The organism is Campylobacter coli, assembly GCA_039516895.1.
Lineage (GTDB): Bacteria > Campylobacterota > Campylobacteria > Campylobacterales > Campylobacteraceae > Campylobacter_D > Campylobacter_D coli_B.
The window spans coordinates 1043984-1056916 of the sequence record CP154437.1 but is presented as its reverse complement, the minus strand read 5'-3'; the positions used below and the strand labels follow the sequence as shown (position 1 = coordinate 1056916).

Annotated in this window: 11 protein-coding genes; 5 read left to right on the top strand and 6 right to left on the bottom strand. The window is 30.5% G+C overall.

Going from position 1 to position 12933, the window contains the following annotated elements:
- Positions 1-46: 46 nt before the first annotated feature.
- From murF to AAID94_05335, 6 genes are read right to left on the bottom strand one after another with little or no spacing between them, the layout of a single operon-like run.
- Positions 47-1474 carry a UDP-N-acetylmuramoyl-tripeptide--D-alanyl-D-alanine ligase gene (gene murF / locus AAID94_05360; protein XAK23274.1) on the bottom strand — a complete coding sequence of 476 codons (1428 nt, stop codon included), beginning with the start codon at positions 1472-1474 and terminating at the stop codon, positions 47-49.
- A complete protein-coding gene (locus tag AAID94_05355; GenBank protein XAK23273.1) occupies positions 1468-2199 on the bottom strand; it encodes an alpha/beta hydrolase in 732 nt (243 codons plus the stop codon). Before AAID94_05355 ends, murF begins: the two co-directional genes overlap by 7 nt.
- Before the next feature lies 1 nt (position 2200).
- Complete coding sequence (locus AAID94_05350; GenBank protein XAK23272.1) at positions 2201-2416, bottom strand: type II toxin-antitoxin system Phd/YefM family antitoxin; 216 nt, start codon at positions 2414-2416, stop codon at positions 2201-2203.
- A 59-nt stretch (positions 2417-2475) separates the two neighbouring features.
- Positions 2476-3516, bottom strand: a complete 1041-nt coding sequence (locus tag AAID94_05345) for a D-alanine--D-alanine ligase (protein XAK23271.1) — start codon at positions 3514-3516, stop codon at positions 2476-2478.
- A 9-nt stretch (positions 3517-3525) separates the two neighbouring features.
- Positions 3526-4077, bottom strand: coding sequence for a Holliday junction branch migration protein RuvA (gene ruvA, locus AAID94_05340; GenBank protein ID XAK23270.1), 552 nt, complete (start codon positions 4075-4077; stop codon positions 3526-3528).
- Positions 4053-5918, bottom strand: coding sequence for a flagellar assembly protein A (locus AAID94_05335; GenBank protein ID XAK23269.1), 1866 nt, complete (start codon positions 5916-5918; stop codon positions 4053-4055). Before AAID94_05335 ends, ruvA begins: the two co-directional genes overlap by 25 nt.
- Before the next feature lie 103 nt (positions 5919-6021).
- Here AAID94_05335 and murJ point away from each other — a divergent pair, with 103 nt between their 5' ends.
- The 5 genes from murJ to AAID94_05310 are packed head-to-tail and all read left to right on the top strand — an operon-like array spanning position 6022 to position 12931.
- Positions 6022-7473 (top strand): murein biosynthesis integral membrane protein MurJ, encoded by a 1452-nt coding sequence (gene murJ / locus AAID94_05330; GenBank protein XAK23268.1) that lies wholly within the window; start codon positions 6022-6024, stop codon positions 7471-7473.
- Entirely contained in the window at positions 7473-8855 is a 1383-nt protein-coding gene (gene cysS / locus AAID94_05325; GenBank protein XAK23267.1) for a cysteine--tRNA ligase, read from the top strand. The genes murJ and cysS overlap by 1 nt, the downstream gene beginning before the upstream one ends.
- Complete coding sequence (locus tag AAID94_05320) at positions 8856-10589, top strand: ABC transporter ATP-binding protein (protein XAK23266.1); 1734 nt, start codon at positions 8856-8858, stop codon at positions 10587-10589.
- A gap of 45 nt (positions 10590-10634) precedes the next feature.
- Positions 10635-11693, top strand: a complete 1059-nt coding sequence (locus AAID94_05315) for a quinone-dependent dihydroorotate dehydrogenase (GenBank protein XAK23265.1) — start codon at positions 10635-10637, stop codon at positions 11691-11693.
- Positions 11690-12931 (top strand): pitrilysin family protein, encoded by a 1242-nt coding sequence (locus AAID94_05310; GenBank protein XAK23264.1) that lies wholly within the window; start codon positions 11690-11692, stop codon positions 12929-12931. The genes AAID94_05315 and AAID94_05310 overlap by 4 nt, the downstream gene beginning before the upstream one ends.
- Positions 12932-12933: the final 2 nt, after the last annotated feature.

The window sequence follows — 12933 nt, the reverse complement described above, 5'->3', positions numbered from 1 at the left end:
TCTAAAGGTAAAAATTTTTACCTTTGAGATTATCTATAAGATAAAATTACATAAAACTAGGCGCATCATTGGAAAAAAGTATCAAATCGCCCTGTTGAGTTTCTTTTGCTAAAACCTTTACTAGATCTGCTTTTTCTTTGAGTATGATGGTTTTTATTTCAAGTTCTTTTTTAAAGATATCAGCATTAACTTGTGCTGTGATGATGGCAAGATCAAAGCATTCGTTGATGATTTTGGCTAATTTTATATTTTCATCTTTATCTACTTCTACTATACCAGGGCTTACTAAAACCTTGCGTCCTTTATAGCTTTTGCAAAGTTTGTAACTTGCACTCATACCTTTATAATTTCCATTAAAACCATCATCAATGATGAATTTAGGTTCTTTAGAGATGATTTGCAAGCGATGCTCTACTGAATTGATTTTTAAAACTTGCTTTTGAATTTTTTCTATTTTTACACCTAGATAATTTGCACAAAGTATGCAAGCACAAAGATTTTGAGCGTTAAAATCCCCTAAAATTTGGCTTTTAAATTCATGTGTTTTATTTTCTAAATTGATTTTAAATTCCAAACCTTGAAGACTTGCTTGAATGTCTTGTAATTTATCATCGTAAAGTAAGATAAGCTCATCTTCACTTTTTTGAGTGCTAGTATGCAAAAAAGCTTTTTCCAATCTTTTGGAATTTAAAGCTTCAAGTTTAGTGTTTCGCGTATTTTCTATATTTTTAAAATACTCTAAATGTGCATTTCCTATCTCTCCTACAATGCAAATTTGAGGCTCTAAAAAACGCGTTATAACATCAATATCGCCTCTTACTCTAGCTCCTGCTTCTGCTATGTAAATTTGTGTATCATCGCTTAAATTTGTATTAATATCTGCGATAATGCCAAGTAAGGTATTTACAGAGCGAGGCGTTTTGTAGGTTTTAAAATCATCTTTTAAAAGCTCATAGAGGAAATTTTTAATACTTGTTTTTCCAAAACTTGCAGTAATGAGTATGATTTTTAGCTGTGGATTGTTTTGAAGTTTGGCTTTGGCTTTATTTTTAAAATATAAATTACTAAATAACTCAAAGATTTTAAGACTTATAAGAGCAAAGGGTAGGGTAAAAAGATTAAAAAGAAAAGAAAAACGCAAAGCAAGTATGGCAAAAAGGGTATTATAGATAAATACAAAAACAAAAAACCATTTAACCTTACTTGTAAAGACGAGTTTTTTATCTATGCTTTTGTTCCAAAAATACAAAATCGGAGTATGAATAAGTGCAAAATATGCTAAAGAATACAAAGGAAAAGTCAAAAAGAAAAAATAAGGCAAAAATAAAAAATACAAATGCCACAAAGGTCTATGATAGTGAAAAAATACGCGTTTGAATTTATAAGAATACCATTGCAAGGCACTCATAAGATAAAAAGCTACACAAAAATTAAAAAATAAAGAATTGAGAAAATAAAGTGTATTGGTTAGCATAGGTTTTCCTTGATTTTATTAGCTATAAATAAAGAATGTTTTAAAAAGAAAAAATGATCCCCTTCTAAAGGATAAAATTCGCTAGTTTTGATAAGCTTGTGCATTGTTTCTCCACTTTTTAAAGGGGTGGCTTTATCATCAATCCCCCAAAAAATAAGGCTTTTGTTATCGATTTTGGCAAAAGTTTGACTAAGATCTTCATCCACTACATTTTTAAAAGTTTGATACATTAAAGGATTTAAGTTTGCTCCATCTTTGCTTGCAAAATAACGATAAAATTTACCCAAACCCAATTTTTTTAGAAATTTAAACAGTATGATTTTAAAACGCACTTTAAAAGATTTTTTTGCAAGTATGCCTGAATTTGAAAGCAAAACAAGTTGAGCTTTTTGAAAATCCAAAACAAGCAAAGCAGCTATTTTCCCACCAAAAGAATGCCCTAGAAAAATATCAATATCGAGTTTTTTTTCTTTTAAAAATTCTTTTATGATATTTACATAATCTTGACTATAAAGGCTTTTTGGCGCACTTGAATTTCCAAAGCCAGGCAAATCTAGATAAATTTGACAAAAATCATTTAAATTTTTAGAAAAAGCTTGCTTCATAAGCTCTTTGTTTGCGCCCCATCCATGCAATATGAGTAAAGATTTTTTCTTATCTTGATTTAAAATTTCATAACTTAGCTCATAAGTATCATTATTATAAATCACATTTGCAAGCGCCATCTTAAACCTTTTGGTTTTTGTAAATATTTTCTAAGAGTTGCATAGCATTTTGCAAGCGTTCAAATTCTTTCATACTGAGCAAAACGGCTTCAAATTTATTGTTTTTTAAGATGACCATTTTGCCCGATTCGCTTTTTTTTAGTTTTTCGATCAAAGGACTAAAGTTTCGCACAACTTCCGTAGCAGTATAGATTTCATCTTGTTTAAAAGAAAGCATAAATTTTCCTAAAATACATAAAATTTTATGTAAAATTTAACATACTTTCTCTTAAAGCTTTATAATTTGCCTTTTTGTCCATTAATAGAATGCAAAAATTCATAGGTGATTTTAATCTTCTTTTCGCTTTCTATATTTAGAGCAAGTTGTTCTATAATTTTGTTAAAATCCTTGAAAAGATAATTTGCTAAAGAGCCTGGATTTGGGTTGATTTCATTTAGATAAACTTCATTATCTAGGATGAAAAAATCACAACGGATTAAAGCACCTTTAAATAAAGGATTGTAAATTTTGGCAAAATTATCTTTAAGTTTTTGTTTCAATTCTTCGCTCAAATCAGCTTCGATAAGTTCGTTATGCCCTGAAAAACTAAGATATTTTTGCTCAAAATCCAAAAATTCTTTTTTCTTTGGCTCTTCGATGATTGAAAAGATAAATTCATCTTTGATCATACATCCTGCAAGATTGTACTCTTTGATATCACTTTTAAAATCCTCTACCAAAATATCAGTATCAAATTCAAAGCCCACATCTTTAGCATAATCCAATTCCTTTTCATTTTTAGCTATGCTGATTCCTATACTACTTCCAAGTCGCGCAGGCTTTAAAATGCAAGGAAAATGAGCTGTAAAATCTTGCTTTTGGTTTTTTCTAAGCATTTGATAATCTAGAGTTTTAACCCCAACACTTTGTGCATAAAGTTTTGTGAACTCTTTATTAAAAGATAAAACACTTGCTTCAACCCTAGGACCTATGAATTTGATATCAAAAAATTCAAGCAAAGAAGCTATCTTTCCATCTTCTCCATCTCTTCCGTGGATGAGGTTGATCACACAATCTAATTCTAAGCTTTTTTCGCTCCACAAGCTTTTAAAACAAAAAGCCTTTTGTCTTAAAAACAACTCTTTTTCTTTTTGATAAGCACCGCTGCTAAAGGTTTTAGAATTCATTTTTTCACTAGGAATTAAATAAAATTTTCTCTTTTCATCGCAAAAAATAAATACCAAATCCGCATTTATCACTTTTTTTAATACCACAGCACTTACAATGCTGATTTCATGTTCGTAAGAATTTCCTCCAAAAAGTATTGCTAGTTTCATTAATTTTCCTTATGCTAGTTTTTTTAGTGCTTCTTTGATAAGTTCGCTTGTATCTTTTCCGTTGCAAGTACTTAAAACGCTTAATATTTTATCCTGTTTAAATCCCAAAGAAAGCAAAGCAGCCAAAGCTTCGCTTTTATCATCACTCACGCTTTCAAGTTGTACTTTAGCATCTCCAAGTTCTACGATGATGCGTTTGGCGCTTTTTGGACCAATACCTGGAACTTTTTTAAGTACGCTTTCATCTCCCAAATTTAAAGCCTTATAAAAAGAATTTACATCCAAACTTGAGCATATAGCCATCGCAGTACTTGCGCCCACTCCATTTACTTTTAAAAGCATTTCAAACATTTTTTGCTCATCTTTATCTAAAAAACCATAGAATTTATTAGAATCTTCTTTGATGATTTGAGTGATGAAAAGCTCATATTTTTGATGAGTTTCAAGCTTAGCAGCGCAAAAAAGTGAGATAAAAACTCCATAGCTTAAGCCACTAGCACATTTTATAATGGCAAAAGTGGGTTCTTTTTTTGTGATTATTCCTTCGATGGCAACAACCATTCTATATCCTTTTCTTCGTAATCAAGTTTTTTATCGATCTCTATATACTCTTGGTTATTTTGTATGATTTTTTTCAAAGCTATAAATTTTGCATTTTCTTTAGTGGAAGAAGAATAAAAAACATCTTCCTTAGGCTCTAAAAGCGAAAATCTAATTTCATTCATATCGCTCCATTTTCCACTTTTGTTGATAAATTTGGCTTTAAATAAATCTTCCTCAAGTACTAAAAGTTCATCATGGATTTTTTTTCTATATTCTAAAAGCCCTTTTTCTTGATTTTGAAGTTTGTTTAAATTTGCATTTTGTATGGAAAAATTCTTCAAAAATTTCTCATATTGATTTGGTATATTTTGCCCTTGATTTTTAAGCTCTAAGACTTTTTTTTCTATATCTAAAACATTGTTTTTGTTTAATAAAATGTATTGTTTGAGTTTGCTTATTTTGTGATTAAGGGATAAAATTTCATTTTTTATTTTTAAAAGCTCTTGATCGTAGTCTTTATCCATTTTTTTTATTTTAATATGAAATTTATTATTTTCACCTTCAAAGCGTTCTATGACAACATTATTGTAAAACACACATGAATTATTGCTTTCTAATTGTTCTATATAAATTCTATCTGCTTCTATTACTCCGCCTAAGCTTTTTTTAATCCTTACTTCTTTAGCTTTTACATTGCCACCCTCTAAGAGATCTATGTTTAGCTTTTCTGCTTGAACAAAACCGCGATGCGTTTTTATATAGGCTTCTTTGGCGTAAATTTTAGATTTTGTGTGCGTAGTGCCTTCAATTCTCATTCTTGTAGCTTTTAAATTTGTATTACTTCCGACACTTCCTGTGATATTGAGTTCTTCGCATTCTATTCCTACGCCTGAATTAACAGCATCTTGCATATCGGATATAAATCTAATATTTATTTTTACATTTTTATCCAATCCTGCGCGGATTATGCCTATATTTTTAAAATCAACTTTATTATTAAATTCAAGCAAAGTTCCAATATCAAATTTATCTTGATCTTCAATTACATAGCCTTTTTTTAATGCTAAATATTCTGTGTAATCTTCGTATTCTACGGCCTTAAATGCCAATGAGGAGCAGTTAAATTTGATTTTGTTTTGGTTGGCATCTATAACTTTTAAAGTATGTAAATTTAAGTCTTTTCCTTCTTTACCTTGTTTGAATTTATTATATCTTAATACAACTTCATTTTCATCAACTACTATGATTCCTGAGCGTTTTTCATCTATGGTGTAATCTTTAGCCTTTTCTTTATAGAGCAAAACCAAAGCTTCATCTTGGCTTTGTATGGGTTCAATACCTTTGGCTACATTGATTTGTAAGGTTTTATTTAAAGCATTTTTTTTGTGCTCATTGCATATACGGATGAGTTCTTTTTTAAAATCAAATATGCGAATACCTATTAAAAACTTAAGTTTCAACATTTTTTTGTAGATATTTTGCAAAAGTTCAAAGGCTAATTTTTCATGATGTTTTAGTTCGTTAAAATTAATTTGAGCAACAATTTTTGTTAAATTTTTATTGGCAATTAGCTTAATGGCATTAGCGGTTTTATCTTGGCTTGTTTGATGAAAAATTTCGATTTTATATTCTTGTTTGATTTGCAAATCCTCTTTTAAAAACATTTCATCTTTTTCAAAAAGAACAAGATCTTTTTCTGCAATTTTTACCCATTCGGCATTTTCAAGACGATATTGTGTTGAAAAAGCTAAAAGATGAAAATCAAGTTCATTTAAAGCGATATTAGTTCTTGAAGCTACAGATAAAAGTTCGCGAGAAGGATTTTCAGTATAGGAAATGATTTTCTCATCTAAAGCCAAAACTTTCCCCTTTGATATTCAATTTAAGTTCAATATTATAGTCAATTTTTAATCAAATTTAGTTAAAATGATAGTTTTTATATTTGAAAATTTGTGAAAATTTATGAAGAGTTTAGTGTTTAAAAATTTTATCATCAATGCTTTAGGAATTTTATTTTCTCGCGTTTTGGGTTTGGCGCGCGATGTGCTAATCGCCCTTTTTTTGGGAGCGGGAATTTATAGCGATATTTTTTTTGTAGCATTAAAAATGCCTGCTTTTTTTAGAAGAATTTTTGCCGAAGGGGCATTTGGACAAAGCTTTTTACCTAATTTTGTAAAAGCAAGGAAAAAAGGTGCTTTTTGTGTTAGCGTTATGTATCAATTTAGCGTTATAGTGTTTTTATTTTGTCTTTTAGTAAGCTTTTTTTCTTCATTTTTTACCAAGCTTTTTGCTTTTGGGTTTAGTTCTGACACCATAGCTTTAGCTTCTCCTTTGGTGGCGATTAATTTTTGGTATTTGTTTTTTATTTTTTTGGTTACCTTTTTAGGAGCGATTTTAAATTATAGACAAAAATTTTTCATCACTTCTTTTTCGGCGGCTTTGTTTAATCTAAGTATAGTTATAGCCGCATTTTTTGTTGATAAAGATGCTCCTCAAGATACGCTTTATTATTTTTCTTATGCGACTGTATTAAGCGGTGTGGCACAATTGATTTTGCATTTAATGGTATTGCGAAAAAATCCTGTAATACGCGCTATGGCATTAAGTGTGAAATTTAGACGAGCAAAAGCTAAACTAGAGGGTTTTTATAGCAATTTTTTTCATGGAGTTTTAGGCTCTTCTGCTACACAAATAAGCTCTTTGCTTGATACGACGATTGCAAGTTTTTTAATGACGGGCAGTATTTCTTATCTTTATTATGCAAACCGCGTTTTTCAGCTTCCTTTAGCTCTTTTTGCCATAGCCTTAACTCAAGTTTCTTTTCCTAAAATTTTAAAACATTTAAAAAGTGATCAAGAAAATTTAGCTTTAAGTTTTATGCAAAGAGCCTTGGCGGTTTTAAGTGTTTTGTTGATTGTTTCAAGTATTGTAGGTTCTGTATTTGCCTTAGAAATTTCAAAGCTTTTGTTTGAAAGAGGGAATTTTACTCACGAAGATAGTATTATCACAGCCTATGTTTTAATTGCTTATTTAGTAGGACTTTTGCCTTTTGGCTTGCAAAAATTATTTTCTTTATGGCTCTATGCTAAATTTAAACAAAAAACCGCCGCTTTTATCGCCTTTAAAGCTTTGCTTATCAGTGCTTTATGTTCTGTGCTTTTTATTTTTTTAATCAAAGATGAGAGTTTAAAGGTTATAGCTGTGGCGCTTTCAAGTTCTTTAAGTGCTTTTTATTTGCTTGTTGCCAATATCAAAGAATTTGGTTTTAAGAACTTTTTTGCTTTAATATCTTTTAAATTTTGTTTTTTAATGATTATAGGACTTGTTGTTTTTACAATTTTACTTTATGGGATCAAACCTTATCTTATAGAGGCTTTGTTGTGGATTGTTGCTAGTGTTAAAGGAGTGTTTTGATGAAATTAATGGATAGTGTTTTAAAAGAAAAAATCGAACTTGAGCAAGATAATATCAATATTTATTTATGCGGACCTACTGTATATGATGATGCGCATTTGGGCCATGCTAGAAGCAGTGTTTGTTTTGATTTGTTGCGTAGGGTTTTGCTTTCTTTGGGTTATAGGGTGCAATTTGCTAGAAATTATACAGACATAGACGATAAAATTTTAAAAAAAATGAGTGAAAGTGGTAAGAGCTTAAATGAGCTTGTTGAGTTTTATATAGCAAATTATGAAAGAGATATGAAAGCTTTAAATGTCTTAGAGCCTGATTTTAAACCTCGTGCGACATATTATATAGAACCCATGCTAGATCTTATCCATAAGCTTAGTAAAAACGGCTTTACTTATACCTTAGAAGATGGAGTGTATTTTGATACTAGTAAAGATGAGGATTATTTAAGTTTATCTCACCGCAATACAGAAGAAAATGTTTCAAGACTTAGCAATGAAGTTGAAAAAAGAAATGAGAGTGACTTTGTTCTTTGGAAATTTGATGAAAATTTTTATGATAGTGAGTTTGGAAAAGGGCGACCAGGTTGGCATACTGAATGTGTGGCTATGATCGATTCTATTTTTGGTGATACTCTTGATATACATGCGGGTGGGGTGGATTTGTTATTTCCTCATCATGAAAATGAGGCAGCACAATGTCGTTGTGCGTGCAAAAGAACATTAGCAAAAATTTGGCTTCACAATGGTTTTGTAAAAATCAATGGAGAAAAAATGAGCAAAAGCTTAAATAATAGCTTTTTCTTAAAAGATGCGTTGAAAGATTTCATGGGAGAAGCTTTGAGATTTTATCTTTTAAGTTCCCATTATAGAGCCCATTTTAATTATTCTTTAGAAGATTTAGAAAATGTGAAAAAACGCTTGGATAAGTTTTATCGTCTTAAAAAAAGACTTGCTGTGGGAAAGAGCGAGGATTTTGGAATTTTAAATGATATAGAGATTCGTAGCAATATCGCCAAGCAAATCTTAGAAGTCTTAAGCGACGATTTAAATATTTCTAAGGCCTTAGCTCTTTTAGATGAGTTTATAACCAATGCAAATTTAGAGCTTGATCAGCAAAGTAAAAATAAAGAATTAAAACAAAAAATCAAAGAAGCCTTAAGTGAACTAGCTAAAATTTTTGGCTTTGGTTTTATGGATGAAAATTTATATTTTCAATGGGGTGTAGCTGAAGAGTTGAAAGAAAAAATTCAAGATCAAATTTTGCAAAGAAACGAAGCTAAGAAAAATAAAGATTTTGCCAAAGCAGATCAGATCAGAGAAGACTTACTTAAGCTTGGTATCGCCTTGCAAGATACACCACAAGGAACGATTTGGGAGAAAATTTAAATGCATAAAGATATGACTCTTAAAGATGTTTTAATCCGTTTTAAGCCCTTTTATAAAAAATACAAGAAAGAATTTGCCATCGCTATTTTTGGTATGATACTTACTAGTATAGGAACGGCTGGAAGTTTTGCATCTTTAAAGCCTATTTTAGATTATATTTTTGTTGAAAAAAATGAGGCCTTGCTCTATACCTTGCCTTTTTTGCTTGTTGTTATTTATATTTTAAAGAATTTGGGTTTTTATTTGCAAACTTATTATTTAAGTTTTATAGGGATGGATACTTTAAGAATTTTGCGTTTTAAGGTTTTAAAAAATCTTTTAAGACTTGATCTAGATTTTTTTAAGCGCAATAGAAGTGGAGAGTTGGTAAGTCGTTGTACTAATGATATTAACGCTCTTCAAAGTATAGTTTCTAATATCATTCCTGATTTTTTTAGAGAGCTTTTAACGATTGTGGGTTTGTTGATAGTTGTATTTTATCAAAGTCCTATTTTGGCTTTTTTCGCTTTAGTGGTTTTACCTTGTGCGATTTTGCCCTTGGTGCATTTTGCTAGAAAATTAAAAAAATACGCTAGAAGCATACAAGAAACAAATTCTGATTTACTCTCAAGATTGAGTGAAATTTTTTCAAATATTGAGCTTATTAAGGCGAGCAATACCCAAAACAAAGAAGGCGAAAAATTTGCTAAACAAAACAATGAGCTTTGTCGTTTAAATTTAAAATCCACTCGCATTGACGCTCTAACTAGTCCGCTTATGGAGATTATCGGATCGCTTGGAGTGGCTGCGGTAATTATCATCGGAGGAAGAGAAGTGATCCATGGCACGATGAGTGTGGGTAGCTTTTTTGCTTTTATTACAGCACTTTTTGCTATTTATACACCCTTAAAAAGACTATCTTCGCTTTATGGCAGGCTACAAGGCGCGATAGCAGCAAGTGAGAGAACTTTTTATCTAATCGATTTAGAACCACAAATTCTAAATGGAAGTAAAAATTTAGAAAGTATAGAAAGGATTGAATTTAAGCAAGTAGATTTTGCTTATGAAAATCCTTATAAAAGTGTTTTAAAAAATATTAATTTTGAATTTAATAAGGGTGAAATTCTTGCACTTGTTGGAACAAGTGGGGGCGGAAAATCATCTATTATCAATCTTTTAATGCGTTTTTATGATAAGCAAAAGGGTGAGATTTTATTAAATGATTTAGATATCAGTGAATTCAGCATAGAAAGTTTGCATGATAGAATAGGCCTTGTAACGCAAAATATTTATCTTTTTAATGATAGCTTTGCTGAAAATATAGCTTACAGCGAAGAGCCTAATGAAGAAAAGATTATCAAGGCTTTAAAACTAGCTAATGCTTATGAATTTGTCCAAGAAATGGGAGGAATTTATGCAGAGATAAAAGAGCATGGTAAAAATTTAAGCGGAGGTCAAAAACAACGCATTGCCATAGCTAGAGCCTTATACAAAAATCCTGATTTACTTATCTTTGATGAAGCAACTTCAGCTCTTGATAATGAAAGTGAAAAAGCTATCATCGAGACTATAGAAAATTTAAAAAAAGATAGACTTGTTTTAATGATAGCTCATCGTTTAAGCACTATAGAAAATGCAGACAAGATCGCAGTGATTGATCAAGGGCAAATGATTGCCATAGGAACCAATAAAGAGCTTTTACAAAGTTGCGAACTTTATCAGAAATTTAAAAACAAAGAAGTAGATAAAGTCTAGTTTTAAGTTAAATTTAGTTAAAATTTTAAAAAAACGAGGGATAATATGCTTTATAATTTTATAAAACCTTTACTTTTTAAACTCGATCCTGAAAATGCCCATGCTTTAGTAGAGGGCAGTTTAAGAACTTTAAATGCTGCTTTGCCAGGTTCTTTGAGCTTTTTTGCTTATAATTATATTGTAAATGATGATAGCTTGAAGCAAAAATTGTTAGGACTTGATTTTAACAATCCTGTGGGTTTAGCAGGAGGATTTGATAAAAATGCTACCATGATACGCCCTTTAGCAGCTCTTGGTTTTGGTTTTTTAGAATTTGGAACCTTTACACCAAAGCCTCAAGAGGGAAATGAAAAACCGCGTTTATTTCGCCTTGTAAAGCAAGAAAGCATACAAAATGCAATGGGTTTTAATAATCAAGGAGCGGAAAAAATCGCCGCAAGATTATCAAAAATTTATCCTTTTGTTTTGCCTTTGGGGGCAAATATAGGCAAAAATAAGATTACAAGCAATGATAAAGCTTTGGAGGATTATTTTACTCTATTTAGAAATTTTAAAGATTTGTGTGATTATTTTATCGTCAATATCTCTTCGCCCAATACTAAAAATTTAAGAGAACTTCAAAATGATGATTTTTTAAACCATCTTCTTGAAGAAGCTAGAAAAATCACAAATAAGCCTATTTTGATAAAAATTGCTCCTGATATGCCTATAGATAGTGCTTTAAAGCTTTGCGAAAATGCTATCTTAAAAGGAGCAGATGGCTTTATCATAGCCAATACAAGCGTAGATTATTCTCTTCTTGATAATAATAGAACTTTTGGCGGTATAAGCGGAAGACTCATCACTGAAAAAAGCGGTATTTTCTTTAAAGAGCTTGCTAGGGTTTTATTTGGAAAGACTTTACTTATTGCAAGTGGAGGGATAGACAGCGGCGAGCTTGCTTATGAGCGAATCAAAAATGGGGCTAATTTGATACAAGTTTATACAGCATTGATTTATAAAGGGCCTTCATTGGTAAGAGATATTAATAAAACTCTTATAGAATTATTAAAACAAGATGGTTTTATGCATATTAGTGAAGTGGTGGGAGCAAATTTAAAATGATAGACTATAGTAAAATTACATTAAAAAATAAATTAGATGTTTATACTTTTCCTGTAAATAAAAACAGTGATGTTATCAGTGTGGATATTTTTTACAAAGTGGGTTCAAGAAATGAGATCATGGGAAAAAGCGGTATAGCTCATATGCTTGAACATTTGAATTTTAAAAGCACTAAAAATTTAAAAGCAGGAGAATTTGATGAGATAGTTAAGGGTTTTGGCGGGGTTGATAACGCTAGCACAGGCTTTGATTATACTCATTATTATATTAAATGTTCTAAGAAAAATTTAGACAAAACTTTAGAACTTTTTGCAGAGCTTATGGAAAATTTAAGCCTTAAAGATGAAGAATTTCAGCCCGAAAGAAGCGTGGTTTTAGAAGAGCGTAGATGGAGAACGGATAATAATCCTTTAGGATATTTGTACTTTAGACTTTTTAATCACGCTTTTATGTATCATCCTTATCATTGGACTCCTATAGGCTTTTTTAAGGATATAGAAAATTGGAGCATAGAAGATATTAAAGAATTTCATAGCATTTATTATCAGCCTAAAAATGCTATTTTGATAGTAAGTGGGGATATTGATAGCGAAGAGGTTTTTAGTGGAGCTAAAAAACATTTTGAAAAAATCAAAAATACCAAACCTATTCCAAAAATTCATACTAAAGAGCCTAAACAAGATGGAGCTAAAAGGATAGAGATTAAAAAACCAACTCACACCGAACTTCTTGCCATAGGTTTTAAAATTCCTAATTTTAAACATAAGGATATACCTGCTTTAAATGCTTTAGCAGAGCTTTTAGGAAATGGAAAAAGTTCTATGATGAATGAGGTTTTGGTTGATGAGTTAAATTTGGTTAATGAATTTTATTCTTTTGCAAATGATTGTATAGATGAGAATTTGTTTATTTTTATTTGTAATTGCAATGTAGGTGTAAAAGCAGAAAAAGTAGAGCAAGAGCTTTGGAAGATTATAGACAGGCTTAAAAAGGGTGATTTTTCAAGCAAGGATTTGCAAAAAGTAAAAAATAATGTCAAGAGCGATTTTATCTTCTCGCTTGATACAGCAAGTGCGGTTTCCAATACTTATGGTTCTTATTTGGCTAGAGGGGATTTAAAACCTCTCTTAGAATATGAAAACAATATAGCCCATTTGTGCGAGCAAGACTTGGTTAAAAGTGCTAAAAAATATTTTGATAGATCAAATTCGACTACATTGATTTTAAGAAAGGATTAAGA